This is a genomic window from Pseudomonas sp. ACM7 (assembly GCF_004136015.1).
Taxonomy (GTDB): domain Bacteria; phylum Pseudomonadota; class Gammaproteobacteria; order Pseudomonadales; family Pseudomonadaceae; genus Aquipseudomonas; species Aquipseudomonas frigoris.
Window position 1 is genome coordinate 4,522,175 of sequence record NZ_CP024866.1, and the last position, 15,969, is coordinate 4,538,143.

Genomic DNA, 15,969 nt, shown 5'->3' on the forward strand with positions numbered 1-15,969 from the left:
CGTCATTACCGATAACGGCGCTCTGCCGCAGACGGTCGATGTCAAGCCCGATGGGAGCTGGACCTCGACCCGCACCGGGCTGAGCCGGACCGCGCACAGCTTCGTCGCGAAATCGGAATCGCTGGCGTCGGCGGCCTGGGTTGTAAATGTGGTGGCAGAGGTGCAGCCGACCATCGACAAGGTCACCGACTCGCAGTTGCGGGATATCGCCAACCGCGGCACGACCGTCGACACGACGGTGATCCTGACGGGCAAGGCGACACCGAACCTGAAGGTCGTCATTACCGATAACGGCGCTCTGCCGCAGACGGTCGATGTCAAGCCCGATGGGAGCTGGACCTCGACCCGCACCGGGCTGAGCCGGGCAGGGCACAGCTTCGTCGCGAAATCGGAGTCGCTATCATCGGCGGCATGGACCTTGACCGTGGTGGCATTGGTCACACCGAGTGTTGCCGTCAGGGACCCGCAGGGGAATTCTATTGCCAACGGCGGCACGACCACGGCAACCACCGTGTATGTCGGCGGCAATGCGTCTATCAATACCACTGTCGAGGTTCGTGATAATGGTAGTCCGAAGCAGAACGCATCGGTCAACAGTATCGGTGGATGGGGGGAGATCAGTCTGTCGGTGGGGGTTGGTTTTCATAGCATTACGGCCAGAGGGCTTTATGGTAATAACCCGGTATCTCCGGCCCGGACCTTTACCGTAGTGGTTGATACCTGGCGGGACTCCATTACTGACTTCAGCAATGGGACCGCAGGTAACTGGCAAATAGGCCCTGCAGGTTTTCAAGGGCGTATTACGGGGGGGGTGTTTCATAACGATACGACAGCTCATACAGGGCATGCCGGAGTGTTGTTCAGTCAAACATTTAACTTCATGGCAGGACGAACCTACTCATTCAGCTATAGCGTTCGAAACTTTAGTCCGCTCGTAAACAATATACCGCCGATTTTTTCAGTCAGCACCGCCTCGAACCAACAGATACTTCCTGTCTATAGCGTCCCCAGGACAGGGCAATGGTATCAACAGAGTGCCAACTTCTCCGTTACCCAGACTGGAAATCAGCTAGTGCGCATAATGAGTCACCAGGACAGGGGCGGTGGCGGTGGCAGTGACGGAGGGAATGACTATCAGATAGATAACATCATAGTGAGAAGACTTTCCTGAAGCTTAAAAAGTAAATGAGCAGAAAAGGTGAAGGTTTATTTTTCCGACATGAAAAATAAACCTGCACCCTTGATTCCAGAGCCATGGAAATGTCCGGTGAATTTTCAGGGTTGCCGGTCGGAAGTGCCGCGACTGTCAGTCCGAGGCTAATCCAGGTGATAGCGGACTTGGTCGCTATGGCGCCAGTCCAGACTACACAGAATCCATAAACCCCTCTATTCCCCGCCCCCGCAAAAGTTGGAAGGCTTCTTGCAGTACCCGCTCTGCGCCTGCTTCAGGCGTCAAAAAGTTTGCTTTAAAGGAACGGGGAAAACCGGTGGATCGCTCTCAGTTATTCAACAGTGCTCGCACAAACGTTGCCGACTTAAGTCGAGGCAATCTGGGTGTGCCGTTGTTGCTGCTGGTCATGCTGGCGATGATGATGTTGCCGGTGCCGCCGTTCCTGCTGGACGTGTTCTTCACCTTCAACATCGCGTTGTCGATTGTCGTCTTGCTGGTCTGTGTTTACGCGTTGCGGCCGCTGGATTTCGCGGTGTTCCCGACCATTCTGCTGGTGGCGACCCTGTTGCGACTGGCGCTGAACGTGGCCTCCACGCGAGTGGTGATGCTCCACGGTCAGGACGGCCATGCCGCCGCCGGTAAGGTGATCCAGGCCTTCGGTGAGGTGGTGATCGGCGGCAACTACGTGGTCGGTATCGTTGTGTTCGCGATTTTGATGATCATCAACTTCGTCGTGGTGACCAAGGGCGCCGGGCGGATTTCCGAGGTGAGCGCGCGTTTCACCCTTGATGCGATGCCCGGTAAACAAATGGCCATCGACGCCGATTTGAACGCCGGTCTGATCGATCAGAACCAGGCCAAGCTGCGCCGGATGGAAGTGGCACAGGAAGCCGAGTTCTACGGTTCCATGGACGGTGCCAGCAAGTTCGTTCGCGGTGACGCCATTGCCGGCCTGCTGATTCTGTTCATCAACCTGATCGGCGGCATGGCGGTCGGTATCTTCCAGCATGGCATGAGCTTCGGCGACGCCGGCAAGGTTTACGCGCTGTTGACCATCGGTGACGGTTTGGTGGCGCAATTGCCATCACTGCTTTTATCTACAGCAGCAGCGATCATGGTGACCCGTGCTTCCGGTTCGGAAGACATGGGCAAGCAGATCAATCGCCAGATGTTCGCCTCGCCCAAAGCGTTGGCCGTGGCGGCGGGTTTGATGGCGGTGATGGGCCTCGTGCCGGGCATGCCGCACTTTTCCTTTCTCAGCATGGCAGCCCTGGCGGCCGGCGGCGCGTACCTGTTCTGGAAGAAGCAGAACGTGGTCAAGGTTCAGGCATTGCAAGAGGTCAAGCGTCAGCAGGAGCTGTTGCCATCGCCGGCCCGCGCTCAGGAAACCAAGGAGCTTGGCTGGGATGACGTCACTCCGATCGACATGATCGGCCTGGAAGTCGGCTACCGGCTGATTCCGCTGGTGGATCGCAATCAGGGTGGTCAGTTGCTGGCGCGGATCAAAGGTGTGCGCAAGAAGTTGTCCCAGGACCTGGGCTTCCTGATGCCGACCGTGCATATCCGTGACAACCTCGACCTGGCGCCGAGTGCCTATCGCCTGACCCTGATGGGGGTGATCCTCGCTGAGGCGGAGATTTACCCGGACCGCGAACTGGCGATCAACCCGGGGCAGGTCTACGGTACGCTCAATGGCATTACCGCCAAAGATCCGGCTTTCGGTCTGGAGGCGGTCTGGATCGAAATCAGCCAGCGTGCCCAGGCACAATCCCTCGGTTACACCGTGGTCGATGCCAGTACGGTAGTGGCAACCCACTTGAACCAGATTTTGTACAAGCACTCGAGCGAGTTGATCGGTCACGAAGAAGTGCAGCAACTCATGCAATTGTTGGCCAAAAGCTCACCAAAACTGGCCGAAGAGCTGGTGCCTGGTGTGGTGTCTCTGTCTCAGTTGCTCAAAGTATTGCAGGCATTGCTAGCCGAACAGGTGCCAGTACGGGACATTCGCAGCATTGCCGAAGCCATCGCAAACAATGCCAGCAAGAGTCAAGATACTGCCGCGCTGGTGGCCGCGGTGCGCGTCGGCGTATCCCGCGCAATCGTCCAAAGCATTGTAGGGACTGACTCCGAGCTACCAGTGATCACCCTGGAGCCAAGGTTGGAACAAATATTGCTCAATAGTCTTCAGAAGGCAGGACAAGGCTCGGAAGAGGGTGTTCTGCTGGAGCCAAGCATGGCTGAGAAACTGCAACGCTCGTTGATCGATGCGGCGCAGCGTCAGGAAATGCAAGGTCAACCGGTGATTCTGTTGGTAGCCGGTCCGGTTCGCGCGATGCTGTCGCGATTCGGCCGATTGGCAGTCCCGGGTTTGCATGTGTTGGCTTACCAGGAAATTCCTGACAACAAGCAAGTGACCATCGTTGCGACAGTAGGGCCCAACGGCTGAGGTAGTGGTTTATGCAAGTTAAGCGTTTTTTCGCCGCCGATATGCGTCAGGCCATGAAGCTGGTTCGTGATGAGCTGGGCGCTGATGCCGCTATCATTGGCAACCGCCGGATCGCCGGTGGGGTCGAGCTGACGGCTGCCCTGGATTACAAGTTGTCGGCGCTGGCTCCGCGCGTTCCGAACATGGAACTCGAAGACGAGCTGCGCAAGACCCAGTCGCGGATCGTCACCGCCCAGGCCGAACTGAGCCTGCGCAGCGATGGCGAGAGCGATAAGTCCACCAATCGCCAGTTGTTCGCCGGCCTGCCACTGACCGCCGCCGAGCCGCTGATCGAGCCGACCTACACCGAACCCCGTCGTCCAGTACCGGCTGCGGCACCTGCCTCCGGTGGCGTCGACCCACGGGCGTTCGACTCGATGCGTTTCGAACTCAACAGCCTGCGCGAACTGATGGAAGTGCAACTCGGCTCCCTGGCCTGGAATCAGCTGCAAGGCAGCCGTCCGGCCCAGGCCAATCTTTGGCGTCGCCTGCAACGCATTGGCCTGTCCGGCCCGTTGTCGCGCGATTTGCTGGCGCTGATTACCGATATTGAAGAACCTCGTCAGGCCTGGCGCATGTTGCTGGCACACCTGGCGCGGATGATCGTCACACCGGAAGTCGAGCCTCTGGAAGAGGGCGGCGTGATTGCCATGGTCGGCCCTGCCGGCATGGGCAAGACCACCACCCTGGCCAAACTCGCGGCCCGTTACGTGCTCAAGTACGGCGCGCAGAATATCGCGCTGGTCAGCATGGACAGCTACCGTATTGGTGCTCAGGAACAACTCAAGACGTTGGGCCGGATCCTCAATGTGTCGGTGACGCATGTCGATCCGGGCCAATCGCTGGTGCAGGCTCTGGAGCCTTTGCTGCGCAAACGCGTGGTGCTGATCGATACCGCGGGCCTACAGGCCAGCGATCCGGCACTGCGCATGCAGCTCGAAAGCCTGGCCGGTCGTGGCATCAAATCGAAAAATTATCTGGTCCTGGCAACCACCAGCCAGAAACAGGTTCTAACGGCCGCTTATCACAGTTACAAGCGTTGTGGGCTCGCTGGCTGCATCCTGACTAAACTGGATGAAACGGCAAGTCTGGGCGAGGTGTTGAGCCTGGCCATCAGTCATGAATTGCCGGTGGCTTACCTCACCGATGGCCCGCGGATTCCGGATGATTTGCATCTACCGCGTCGTCATCAGTTGGTCAGTCGCGCCGTCAGCGTGCAAATGCAAGAAGAACCCAGCGAAGAAGCCATGGCTGACATGTTCGCTGATATTTACCACAGCCCGACCAAGCAGGTCGGCTGAGGTATTAATGAACAGTTTTTGTACCTACATCGATGGTCTGCCATGCATTGTTCAGTTAGTGAACGCGCAGCCAGTAATGTGGCCTCCGTCTAAGTAAGACAAGGTAAAGAAAATTCATGGGCAGCATGCATCCCGTACAGGTGATCGCGGTGACCGGCGGCAAAGGTGGCGTCGGGAAGACTAACGTGTCAGTGAACTTGTCCCTGGCTCTAGCTGAGCTCGGTCGGCGCGTCATGCTGTTGGACGCCGATCTGGGGCTGGCGAACGTCGACGTCCTGCTGGGACTGACACCCAAACGTACTTTGGCCGACGTGATCGAAGGCCGCTGCGAGCTGCGCGACGTACTGTTGCAGGGCCCTGGCGGCATTCGCATCGTCCCGGCCGCGTCCGGCACACAGAGCATGGTTCATTTAAGCCCGGCCCAACACGCCGGCCTGATCCAGGCGTTCAGCGATATCGGCGACAACCTCGACGTGCTGGTGATCGACACCGCTGCGGGCATTGGTGACTCGGTCGTCAGTTTCGTCCGCGCAGCGCAAGAAGTCTTGCTGGTGGTCTGCGACGAACCGACCTCGATCACCGATGCCTACGCACTGATCAAACTGCTGAACCGCGATTACGGCATGAACCGCTTCCGCGTCCTGGCCAACATGGCCCAAAGTCCGCAGGAAGGGCGCAACCTGTTCGCCAAGTTGACCAAGGTCACGGATCGCTTCCTTGACGTCGCCTTACAATACGTCGGCGCGGTGCCTTACGACGAAAGCGTGCGTAAGGCCGTGCAGAAGCAGCGCGCCGTCTATGAAGCCTTCCCGCGTTCCAAGTGCTCACTGGCGTTCAAGGCCATTGCACAGAAGGTCGATACCTGGCCGCTACCTGCCAACCCGCGTGGGCACCTGGAGTTTTTCGTCGAGCGCCTCGTGCAACAAACGGCAGGACCCGTCCTATGACAGCCAGTGGCTACAACCTCTACAAGAAGTCGGCACGTGACGCGCAGTACGAGCTGATCGAGCGTTACGCGCCACTGGTTAAACGCATTGCCTACCACTTGCTGGCGCGTCTGCCAGCCAGTGTCCAGGTTGAAGATCTGATCCAGGCCGGGATGATCGGCTTGCTTGAAGTGTCGACCAAATACGACGCCAGCAAAGGCGCGAGTTTCGAGACGTACGCGGGCATACGAATCCGTGGCGCGATGCTCGATGAAGTACGCAAGGGGGACTGGGCGCCGCGTTCGGTCCACCGCAATACCCGCATGGTCAGCGACGCAATTCGCTCTATTGAAGCTAAAACCGGCCGTGACGCTAAAGATCACGAGGTTGCGGCCGAACTCCAATTGAGTCTCGACGATTATTACGGGATTTTGAACGACACCCTGGGCAGCCGCTTATTCAGTTTCGACGATCTGTTGCAGGACGGCGAACACGAAGGGCTGCACGAGGATGGCGCGAGTGCTCATCTCGAGCCGTCACGCGATCTGGAAGATGAACGCTTCCAGGCGGCGCTGGCGGACGCGATTGCCAATTTGCCGGAGCGTGAGCGACTGGTGTTGGCGCTGTACTACGACGAAGAGTTGAATCTCAAGGAAATCGGTGAGGTCCTGGGGGTCAGCGAATCTCGGGTCAGCCAGTTACACAGCCAGTGCGCGGCCCGTTTGCGGGGGCGTTTGGGGGAGTGGCGAGCGCGCTGAAGGCAGTGTGGGGACACTGCGAACGCGGCGGGTGGGGTGTTGAACCTTACCGGTCCCGATCTGTTGTGCTCCAGACAGTCATTGAGTGCTTTGCCGGATTGATTGAAATGGCGCGTCCAGGTGCTGGGCGCGTTTAAGACTGCTTGGAGGTCGAATTGGACAAGAACATGAAAATCCTCATCGTTGATGACTTCTCAACGATGCGGCGGATCATTAAAAACCTGTTGCGTGACCTTGGGTTCACCAACACGGTCGAGGCCGACGATGGCACTACTGCCATTCCGGTTCTCAACAGCGGCAGCATCGACTTTCTGGTAACAGACTGGAACATGCCTGGCATGACCGGTATCGACCTGCTGCGCCACGTGCGTGCCGATGAAAAGCTCAAGCACCTGCCGGTGCTGATGGTGACCGCTGAAGCCAAGCGCGAGCAGATCATCGAGGCAGCCCAGGCCGGTGTTAACGGCTATGTGGTCAAGCCCTTCACGGCCCAGGCGTTAAAAGAAAAAATCGAGAAGATTTTCGAACGCATCGGTTGATGTGCGAAGCCACTGCGCCACGGGGGAGCTATGGAGCATAACGAGTCTTCACAGGGCGATTTCGAATCGACTCTGAAAAAACACGCGGTCGAACTGGTCGAAAGCCTTGAAAAAGGCAGGTTCGGCGACGCTGTGCAACTGATCCATGAGCTCAATCAGACCCGTGACCGTGGCCTGTATCAGGAAGTGGGCAAGCTCACTCGCGAGCTGCATAGCGCAATCGTCAATTTCCAGATTGACCCGCACATGCCGCAAGCCGAGGAAGTCTCGCAGATCACGGATGCCACCGAGCGTCTGGGTTATGTGGTCAAGCTGACCGAGGCCGCTGCCAACCGCACCATGGACCTGGTGGAAAACGCCACGCCACTGGTCAACGGCCTGAGCAACGAAGCCCAGGCCCTGAGCACCGACTGGGGACGGTTCATGCGTCGCGAAGTCGGGGCTGAAGAGTTCCGCGAGCTGGCCCGGCGAGTCGACGGTTTCCTGACACGCAGCAGCGAAGACAATCGCGTTGTGTCGAGCAACCTCAACGACATTCTGCTCGCTCAGGATTACCAGGATCTCACCGGTCAGGTGATCAAGCGTGTGACCCAATTGGTCACCGAAGTTGAAAGCAACCTGCTCAAGCTCGTGCTTATGGCCAGTCAGGTGGACCGCTTTGCGGGCATCGAACATGACCGTGAAGCGATGCTGGCAGAAAAAGATCCGCAAAAACATCTCTCTCAGGGTGAAGGTCCGCAGATTCATGCCGATAAAAGAGAAGACGTTGTGTCCGGTCAGGACGATGTGGACGATTTGCTATCCAGTCTTGGATTTTAGGTTTTTAGGTTTTTAGACCTTTAGGAGCACCCCCTTAATGAGCTTCGGCGCCGATGAAGAGATCCTTCAGGATTTCCTGGTTGAGGCCGGCGAGATTCTAGAGCAACTGTCCGAACAGCTGGTCGAGCTTGAAAGCCGACCTGATGATGCGGACTTGCTCAATGCAATTTTTCGCGGTTTTCACACTGTAAAAGGAGGCGCCGGCTTCCTCCAGCTCAACGAGCTGGTGGAGTGCTGTCACATCGCCGAGAACGTGTTCGACATCCTGCGCAAGGGTGAACGTCGCGTCGACTCGGAACTGATGGACGTGGTTCTCGAAGCGCTGGATGCGGTGAACGGCATGTTTACCGAAGTCCGCGAGCGCAGCCCGATCACGGCTGCCACGCCTGAATTGCTGGCAGCGCTGGCGCGTCTGGCCGAGCCGCAAACCGCCGATGAAACGGCTCCGGTCGCCGAAGTGGTGGAAGAACCTGCCGCCGAAAGCGAATCGGGTGACATCACCGATAACGAATTCGAACAACTGCTGGACTCGCTGAACGCCGTCAAGGCTCAGGCAGAAGCCCCGGCAGCTGTGCCAGCGCCGAGCAGCAACGCGGCAGCCAGCGACGAAATAACCGATGCCGAGTTCGAGTCGTTGCTCGATCAACTGCACGGTAAAGGCCAGTTCGCCGTCGATGCGGTAGCCCCTGCGCCAGCCGCACCGGCTGCCCCGAAAGCGGCAGGCGACAGCTCCGATATCACCGACGACGAGTTCGAAGCACTGCTCGATCAGTTGCACGGCAAGGGCAACTTTGCCGTTGATGCGCTGGAATCGGCCATTGCTGCGGTCCCGGCCCCGGCTGCGCCAACCGCTAAAGCGGCTGGCGGCGATCTGATCTCCGATCACGAGTTCGAATCACTGCTCGACGAATTGCACGGCAAAGGCAAGTTCACTGAAGTCGGTACCGCGTCGGGCGCCAGCGCTTCGGTTGTGGCGCCAATTGCCAAGGCTGTTGCACCGAAACCCGTTGCCAAAGCGCCCGAGCCTAAAGCCGAAGCGCCGAAGCCTGCCGCTGCTGCTGCCCCGGCTCCGGCCCGTGCCCCGGCCGCGCCGCCACCGGAAAAACCGGCCAGCGAAGCCGAGACTACCGTGCGGGTCGATACCGCGCGTCTCGACGAAATCATGAACATGGTCGGCGAGTTGGTACTGGTGCGTAACCGCTTGGTCCGTCTGGGCCTCAACAGCGGCGACGAAGCCATGTCCAAGGCCGTGTCGAACCTCGACGTGGTCACGGCCGACCTGCAAACCGCGGTCATGAAGACCCGGATGCAACCGATCAAGAAGGTCTTCGGGCGTTTCCCGCGCCTGGTTCGCGACCTGGCTCGCCAGCTCAAGAAAGAGATCAACCTGGAATTGGTCGGCGAAGAAACCGACCTCGACAAGAACCTCGTCGAGGCCCTGGCCGACCCGCTGGTCCACTTGGTTCGCAACTCGGTCGACCACGGTATTGAAGAGCCGGCCGAGCGTGAAGCGATGGGCAAGCCTCGCAGCGGCAAGGTGATCCTGTCCGCTGAACAGGAAGGCGACCACATCCTGCTGTCGATCTCCGATGACGGCAAGGGCATGGACGCCGATGTTCTGCGCGGCATTGCCGTGAAGAAAGGCTTGATGGACAAGGATGCAGCGGATCGCCTCAGCGAATCCGATTGCTTCAACCTGATCTTCGCGCCGGGTTTCTCGACCAAGACCGAAATTTCCGATGTCTCCGGACGCGGCGTGGGCATGGACGTGGTGAAAACCAAAATCGCCCAGCTCAACGGCACCATCAATATCTATTCGACCAAGGGCAAGGGCTCGAAGATCGTCATCAAGGTCCCGTTGACCCTGGCGATCATGCCGACGCTGATGGTCATGCTGGGCAACCAGGCGTTTGCGTTCCCGCTGGTGAACGTCAACGAGATCTTCCACCTCGACCTGTCGCGCACCAACGTGGTGGACGGCCAGGAAGTGGTGATCGTGCGGGACAAGGCGCTGCCATTGTTCTACCTCAAACGCTGGCTGGTCAGCTCCGCCGCTCACGAAGAGCAGCGCGAAGGCCATGTGGTGATCCTTTCGGTGGGCACTCAGCGGATCGGCTTCGTCGTCGATCAACTGGTGGGCCAGGAAGAAGTGGTCATCAAGCCATTGGGCAAAATGCTCCAGGGAACCCCGGGCATGTCCGGCGCCACCATCACCGGTGACGGCCGCATTGCGCTGATTCTCGATGTTCCGAGCATGCTCAAGCGTTACGCCGCACGGCGTATTTGATTCTGGTGGGGCGGGGCGACTGAGCCTCGCTCCGTCTAACGGAGTGTTTATGGCAGTTAAAGTCCTGGTGGTGGACGATTCGGGGTTTTTCCGCCGCCGCGTCTCGGAAATTCTTTCAGCGGATCCGAATATCCAGGTCGTCGGCACGGCGACCAACGGAAAAGAGGCGATTGATCAGGCGCTGGCCCTCAAGCCAGACGTGATCACCATGGACTACGAGATGCCGATGATGGATGGCATCACGGCGGTGCGGCACATCATGCAGCGCTGCCCGACCCCGGTGCTGATGTTCTCCTCGCTGACCCACGAAGGCGCTCGGGTAACCCTCGACGCGCTGGACGCCGGCGCGGTGGATTTCCTGCCGAAGAATTTCGAAGACATCTCCCGCAACCCGGAGAAGGTCAAGCAACTGCTGTGCGAGAAGATTCTCAGCATCTCGCGCAGTAACCGTCGCGCCAACACCTACAGCGCTCCGGCACCTGTCGCCGCACCCGCCCCGACGCCTGCACCTTCGAGCGTCAGCAGCTACGGCAGCAGCGCGCCTGCGCGTCCGGCACCGGCGCCGATTCCGGCGCGTACCCACGCCCCGGCCTCGTCGTCGCCCGCGCCGAAACGCAAAGCCTACAAACTGGTCGCCATCGGTACGTCCACTGGCGGCCCGGTTGCCCTGCAGCGGGTTCTGACCCAGTTGCCGGCCAACTTCCCTGCACCCATCGTATTGATCCAGCACATGCCGGCCGCCTTCACCAAGGCCTTCGCCGAACGACTGGACAAGCTCTGCCGCATCAGCGTCAAGGAAGCCGAGGATGGCGACATCCTGCGTCCGGGCCTGGCGTTGCTGGCGCCGGGTGGCAAGCAAATGATGATCGACGGCCGTGGCGCGGTGAAGATCCTCCCGGGCGACGAACGTCTGAACTACAAGCCGTGCGTGGACATCACCTTCGGTTCCGCAGCCAAGTCTTACGGTGACAAAGTTCTGGCGGTCGTATTGACCGGCATGGGCGCCGATGGTCGCGAAGGCGCGCGTCTGCTCAAGCAGGGCGGCAGCTCGATCTGGGCTCAGGATGAAGCCAGCTGCGTGATCTACGGCATGCCGATGGCCATTGTCAAAGCCGAACTCGCCGACGCGGTGTACGGCCTGGACGATATTGGCAAGCATCTGGTCGAGGCTTGTATCTGATGGATGTTTTAAGCCTCATCGGGATCATCATGGCGTTTGTCGCCATCATTGGCGGCAACTACCTTGAAGGCGGCCACCTCGGCGCTCTGGCCAACGGCCCGGCGGCGTTGATCGTACTCGGTGGGACCATCGGTGCGGCGCTGTTGCAGGCGCCGATGAGCGCCTTCAAGCGCGCCATGCAGATTCTGGCCTGGATCCTGTTTCCGCCACGCATCGACCTCGCCGGTGGCGTCGATCGTGTTGTCAGCTGGAGCCTGACCGCACGCAAGGAAGGCTTGCTCGGTCTGGAAGGGGTGGCCGACGCCGAACCTGACAACTACTCGCGCAAAGGCCTGCAACTGCTGGTGGACGGCGCCGAACCGGAAGCGATTCGCAGCATTCTGGAAGTGGATTTCTACACTCAGGAAAGCCGCGACATCGAAGCCGCCAAAGTCTTCGAAAGCATGGGCGGCTACGCGCCGACCATCGGCATCATCGGTGCGGTGATGGGCCTGATCCACGTGATGGGCAACCTGGCCGATCCATCGCAACTGGGTAGCGGCATTGCCGTGGCCTTCGTCGCGACCATCTACGGCGTGGCCAGTGCCAACCTGGTGCTGCTGCCGATTGCCGCCAAACTCAAGTCCGTCGCTTTGCGGCAGTCGCGTTATCGCGAAATGTTGTTGGAAGGCATTCTGTCGATCGCCGAAGGTGAAAACCCTCGCTCTATTGAGTTGAAGCTTCAGGGCTTCATGGATTGATGGGAGACATGGACCATGGCACGTCGTCGCCAACCTGAAGAACATGTAAACCATGAGCGTTGGCTGGTTTCGTACGCCGACTTCATTACGTTGCTGTTCGCTTTCTTCGTGGTGATGTACTCGATCTCTTCGATCAACGAAGGCAAGTACAAGGTTATTTCCGAAGCGTTGATCGGGGTCTTTACCGACTCCGACCGCGCCCTCAAGCCGATCCCGATCGGCGACGAGCGACCGAAGACCGTGACCCCGGCCAAGCCGCTGGTTAAAGACGCCGAGCAGGTCGATGCCGGTATCGCGGGTGCCAGCGATCCGCTCAAAAGCATCGCCGACGACATCAGCGCCGCGTTCGGCGACTTGATCAGTTCCAACCAGATGACCATTCGCGGCAACGAACTGTGGGTCGAGATCGAACTCAATTCCAGCCTGTTGTTCGGCAGCGGCGACGCCATGCCCAGCGACATCGCGTTCAACATCATCGACAAGGTTGCTGCGATTCTGAAGCCGTTCGACAACCCGATTCACGTCGAAGGTTTCACTGACGATCAACCGATCCGCACCGCGCAATACCCGACCAACTGGGAGCTGTCCTCCGCCCGGTCGGCGAGCATCGTGCGCATGCTGGCGATGCAGGGTGTGAACCCCGGTCGTCTGGCGTCGGTGGGTTACGGCGAGTTCCAGCCAGTGGCCAACAACGCCACTGCCGAGGGCCGGGCGCGTAACCGTCGCGTGGTGCTGGTGGTGTCACGAAATCTGGATGTACGCCGCAGCCTCACGGGTACCGGAACGGCCAATGCGAAACCGGATGCCGCGTTGAAGCGTGCTGGCACACAAACTGCACCGACCCCGGTCAAGTCGCCGGGACGAGAGAGTGCCGTCAATTCTCCGTCACCCGCATTAATACGTTGAGCTTTTCCTCGGTCGACCATTTCGACCGGGAGGAACAATCCGAATGAGAGTCTGGGCAGTCGCCAATCAAAAGGGTGGTGTCGGTAAAACCACTTCCTCTATCGCTTTAGCCGGTTTACTGGCCGAGGCGGGCAAGCGCGTGGTTGTGGTCGATCTCGACCCGCACGGCTCCATGACCAGCTACTTCGGTTACGACCCCGACAGCCTGGAACACAGCAGCTACGACCTGTTCCTGCACAAGGGCAGTGTGCCGCAAGGCTTGCCCGGTCAGTTGCTGTTGCCCACCAGCCACGAGAGTATTTCCCTGCTGCCATCAAGCACCGCACTCGCGACCCTCGAGCGCCAGTCGCCGGGGCAGAGTGGTTTGGGCCTGGTGATTGCCAAGAGCCTGGCGCAACTTTGGCAGGATTTCGATTACGCCGTGATCGACAGTCCGCCGTTGCTCGGCGTGCTGATGGTCAATGCCTTGGCGGCGAGCCAGCAATTGGTGATTCCGGTGCAGACCGAACACCTGGCGGTCAAAGGCCTGGAACGCATGGTCAACACCCTGGCGATGATCAACCGTTCGCGTAAACAGGCGCTGCCTTTCTGTATCGTGCCGACTTTGTTCGACCGCCGCACGCAGGCGTCCCTCGGAACGCTGCGGGTGTTGCGCGACAAATACCCGGAAGAAATCTGGCAGGGCTACATCCCGGTCGATACCCGCTTGCGTGACGCCAGCCGTGCCGGCGTGACGCCTTCGCAGTTCGACGGCAAGAGCCGTGGTGTTCTCGCGTACCGCGCACTGCTCAAGCATCTGCTGGCCGCACAACTTGTTCCGCAGGTGGCGTGAGATGAACCCAATTCCTGTAGGAGCTGCCGCAGGCTGCGATCTTTTGATCTTGCTTTGTGACGTCCTTGAAATCGCCAAAAGATCGCAGCCTGCGGCAGCTCCTACGGTGGTGCGCGCATGAACCGGCCGGTGAAGGTTACCTCGCGTCCGCAACTGGCGCTGCAGTCTTATCTGGACAGCTTGCTGATGGAGGCGACCGAAGAGTTGCCGTTGGAAGTCGAAGCGCTGGTTGAAGTCGTCGAGGTTGTTGAAGCGCTCGAGGTTGAAGCCGCGCTGGACGAGTTCCAGGCTGCTGTGCTCGAAGAGCAGGCCCGTGATGCGCAGAAACCTGCCGTCGCTGCCGCGCCAGTAGTAGCGGCAGTCGTTGAGAAAGCACCGGTAGCCGTGATCGAAGCACCAGCGCCGGTTCTCGCACCGATCTCGACCATCGCACCGTTGCTGCAAGCCTTGGTGCCGCCGGTGGTCGAAGTCCACCTGCCACCGAGCAACACGCCACCACCAGTGGAAACCGATGGTCGCCCGTCCTGGGCCGCCGAGCCATTCGAATGCCTGTTGTTCGATGTCGCCGGGCTGACCCTGGCGGTGCCGCTGGTATGTCTGGGCTCGATATATTCCCTGGCCGGTCACGAGCTGACACCGCTGTTCGGTCAGCCGGAGTGGTTCCTCGGGATCCTGCCGAGCCAGGCCGGCAACCTGAAGGTATTGGACACCGCGCGTTGGGTCATGCCGGACCGCTACCGCGACGATTTCCGCCAGGGCCTGCAATACGTTATTTCGGTTCAGGGCTACGAGTGGGGGCTGGCGGTGCATCAGGTCAGCCGCTCGTTGCGCCTGGACCCGAACGAAATCAAATGGAGAAGTCATCGAGGTCAGCGGCCATGGCTCGCCGGCACGGTAATTGAGCACATGTGTGCATTGCTGGACGTTTCCGCCCTGGCCGAGTTGATCGCCAGCGGTGGGGCAAAGCACATGAGCGGCAGCAAGCCGCTACACAAACCGACATAGCTGCCGACATAACAAGTATGCGACGGCATTGTTGAATGCCGCCAACAGAACACACACCGCCAGAAGCGGTTTTTCGAGGGGTCAGGGTATGAGTAGTCAAGCGACGAATGCAAAAGGTTCTGAAGATCCGATCCTGCAATGGGTGACCTTCAAACTGGACAACGAAACCTACGGCATCAACGTGATGCGCGTTCAGGAAGTCCTGCGTTACACCGAAATCGCCCCGGTCCCGGGTGCCCCGAGCTACGTGCTGGGCATCATCAACCTGCGCGGTAATGTGGTCACCGTGATTGACACCCGTCAGCGCTTCGGCCTGATGAATGCCGAGATCAGTGACAACACCCGTATCGTCATCATCGAAGCCGACAAGCAAGTCGTCGGGATCATGGTCGACAGCGTGGCCGAAGTGGTTTACCTGCGTCAGTCGGAAATCGAAACCGCGCCGAACGTCGGTAACGAAGAATCCGCCAAGTTCATTCAAGGCGTGTGCAACAAGAACAACGAACTGCTGATCCTGGTCGAGCTGGACAAGATGATGAGCGAAGAAGAATGGTCGGACCTGGAGAACATCTGATTGATTCTTGAGGTAGCGGTCATTGTCCTGTTCCTCTTCTGGGCAGGCACGCTGGCGATGTTTCTGGCGTACATACGAGGCCAACGACTGATCGCCGCGCAACAGGCCCAGGGCGATGCGCTGCGCGATCAGCGCATCAAGGACCTGGGCAAGCGAGTTGACGACTACCAGAGCGGCAACGTGCGCATGGGTGAAGACCTGCACGAACTGCGCGCGGTGGTGGGCCCGTTAACGGACAAACTGGCTCAGCTGGAACAGCGCGATCCGTCGAGCCTGTCGTTTGCCCAGGCGGCAAAACTGGTCGGTATGGGCGCGAGCGTCGATGAACTGACTCAATCCTGCGGCTTGACCCAGGCTGAGGCGGAGTTGATGAGTAAGTTGCACAAGAACTGACAGATCAAAAGATCGCAGCCTCGTTTCACTCGACAGCTCCTACATTGGGATGG

At 59.4% G+C, this 15,969-nt stretch carries 14 protein-coding genes and 1 pseudogene; all 15 read left to right on the forward strand.

The window, feature by feature from the left end:
• Positions 1 to 1,171 (forward strand): annotated as a pseudogene (locus tag CUN63_RS31725) (hypothetical protein); the annotation flags it as partial.
• A 316-nt stretch (positions 1,172 to 1,487) separates the two neighbouring features.
• The gene (flhA, locus tag CUN63_RS21400) at positions 1,488 to 3,617 is read left to right on the forward strand and encodes a flagellar biosynthesis protein FlhA (protein WP_129442203.1); all 2,130 of its coding nucleotides are present in this window, start codon (positions 1,488 to 1,490) and stop codon (positions 3,615 to 3,617) included.
• 11 nt (positions 3,618 to 3,628) lie between these two features.
• Positions 3,629 to 4,957 carry a flagellar biosynthesis protein FlhF gene (flhF, locus tag CUN63_RS21405; RefSeq protein WP_129442205.1) on the forward strand — a complete coding sequence of 443 codons (1,329 nt, stop codon included), beginning with the start codon at positions 3,629 to 3,631 and terminating at the stop codon, positions 4,955 to 4,957.
• A gap of 116 nt (positions 4,958 to 5,073) precedes the next feature.
• Positions 5,074 to 5,904, forward strand: coding sequence for a flagellar synthesis regulator FleN (gene fleN, locus CUN63_RS21410; RefSeq protein WP_008001746.1), 831 nt, complete (start codon positions 5,074 to 5,076; stop codon positions 5,902 to 5,904).
• On the forward strand, positions 5,901 to 6,641 hold the full coding sequence (gene fliA / locus CUN63_RS21415; protein ID WP_007894214.1) for an RNA polymerase sigma factor FliA: 741 nt from the start codon (positions 5,901 to 5,903) through the stop codon (positions 6,639 to 6,641). Before fleN ends, fliA begins: the two co-directional genes overlap by 4 nt.
• A gap of 167 nt (positions 6,642 to 6,808) precedes the next feature.
• On the forward strand, positions 6,809 to 7,180 hold the full coding sequence (locus CUN63_RS21420) for a chemotaxis response regulator CheY (RefSeq protein ID WP_003183998.1): 372 nt from the start codon (positions 6,809 to 6,811) through the stop codon (positions 7,178 to 7,180).
• A 30-nt stretch (positions 7,181 to 7,210) separates the two neighbouring features.
• Complete coding sequence (locus CUN63_RS21425) at positions 7,211 to 7,999, forward strand: protein phosphatase CheZ (protein WP_046046370.1); 789 nt, start codon at positions 7,211 to 7,213, stop codon at positions 7,997 to 7,999.
• Positions 8,000 to 8,036: 37 nt separating this feature from the next.
• Positions 8,037 to 10,286 (forward strand): chemotaxis protein CheA, encoded by a 2,250-nt coding sequence (locus tag CUN63_RS21430; RefSeq protein ID WP_129442207.1) that lies wholly within the window; start codon positions 8,037 to 8,039, stop codon positions 10,284 to 10,286.
• A 49-nt stretch (positions 10,287 to 10,335) separates the two neighbouring features.
• A complete protein-coding gene (locus CUN63_RS21435) occupies positions 10,336 to 11,466 on the forward strand; it encodes a chemotaxis response regulator protein-glutamate methylesterase (protein ID WP_129442209.1) in 1,131 nt (376 codons plus the stop codon).
• Positions 11,466 to 12,206 carry a flagellar motor protein gene (locus tag CUN63_RS21440; protein ID WP_129442211.1) on the forward strand — a complete coding sequence of 247 codons (741 nt, stop codon included), beginning with the start codon at positions 11,466 to 11,468 and terminating at the stop codon, positions 12,204 to 12,206. Before CUN63_RS21435 ends, CUN63_RS21440 begins: the two co-directional genes overlap by 1 nt.
• A gap of 15 nt (positions 12,207 to 12,221) precedes the next feature.
• Positions 12,222 to 13,112 carry a flagellar motor protein MotD gene (motD, locus tag CUN63_RS21445; protein WP_008155811.1) on the forward strand — a complete coding sequence of 297 codons (891 nt, stop codon included), beginning with the start codon at positions 12,222 to 12,224 and terminating at the stop codon, positions 13,110 to 13,112.
• A 43-nt stretch (positions 13,113 to 13,155) separates the two neighbouring features.
• A complete protein-coding gene (locus tag CUN63_RS21450; RefSeq protein ID WP_129442213.1) occupies positions 13,156 to 13,944 on the forward strand; it encodes a ParA family protein in 789 nt (262 codons plus the stop codon).
• Between the two features lie 117 nt (positions 13,945 to 14,061).
• Positions 14,062 to 14,949, forward strand: coding sequence for a CheW domain-containing protein (locus tag CUN63_RS21455; protein WP_129442215.1), 888 nt, complete (start codon positions 14,062 to 14,064; stop codon positions 14,947 to 14,949).
• Positions 14,950 to 15,037: 88 nt separating this feature from the next.
• Positions 15,038 to 15,523, forward strand: a complete 486-nt coding sequence (locus CUN63_RS21460) for a chemotaxis protein CheW (RefSeq protein WP_010456928.1) — start codon at positions 15,038 to 15,040, stop codon at positions 15,521 to 15,523.
• Positions 15,524 to 15,916 carry a DUF2802 domain-containing protein gene (locus tag CUN63_RS21465; protein ID WP_129442217.1) on the forward strand — a complete coding sequence of 131 codons (393 nt, stop codon included), beginning with the start codon at positions 15,524 to 15,526 and terminating at the stop codon, positions 15,914 to 15,916.
• The last annotated feature ends 53 nt before the right edge of the window (positions 15,917 to 15,969 follow it).

Coding starts and splice junctions, on each gene's coding strand:
- flhF (WP_129442205.1), top strand. CDS start 3,629: ATGCAAGTTAAGCGTTTTTTCGCCGCCGATATGCGTCAGGCCATGAAG.
- fleN (WP_008001746.1), top strand. CDS start 5,074: ATGGGCAGCATGCATCCCGTACAGGTGATCGCGGTGACCGGCGGCAAA.
- fliA (WP_007894214.1), top strand. CDS start 5,901: ATGACAGCCAGTGGCTACAACCTCTACAAGAAGTCGGCACGTGACGCG.
- CUN63_RS21420 (WP_003183998.1), top strand. CDS start 6,809: ATGAAAATCCTCATCGTTGATGACTTCTCAACGATGCGGCGGATCATT.
- CUN63_RS21425 (WP_046046370.1), top strand. CDS start 7,211: ATGGAGCATAACGAGTCTTCACAGGGCGATTTCGAATCGACTCTGAAA.
- CUN63_RS21430 (WP_129442207.1), top strand. CDS start 8,037: ATGAGCTTCGGCGCCGATGAAGAGATCCTTCAGGATTTCCTGGTTGAG.
- CUN63_RS21435 (WP_129442209.1), top strand. CDS start 10,336: ATGGCAGTTAAAGTCCTGGTGGTGGACGATTCGGGGTTTTTCCGCCGC.
- CUN63_RS21440 (WP_129442211.1), top strand. CDS start 11,466: ATGGATGTTTTAAGCCTCATCGGGATCATCATGGCGTTTGTCGCCATC.
- motD (WP_008155811.1), top strand. CDS start 12,222: ATGGCACGTCGTCGCCAACCTGAAGAACATGTAAACCATGAGCGTTGG.
- CUN63_RS21450 (WP_129442213.1), top strand. CDS start 13,156: ATGAGAGTCTGGGCAGTCGCCAATCAAAAGGGTGGTGTCGGTAAAACC.
- CUN63_RS21455 (WP_129442215.1), top strand. CDS start 14,062: ATGAACCGGCCGGTGAAGGTTACCTCGCGTCCGCAACTGGCGCTGCAG.
- CUN63_RS21460 (WP_010456928.1), top strand. CDS start 15,038: ATGAGTAGTCAAGCGACGAATGCAAAAGGTTCTGAAGATCCGATCCTG.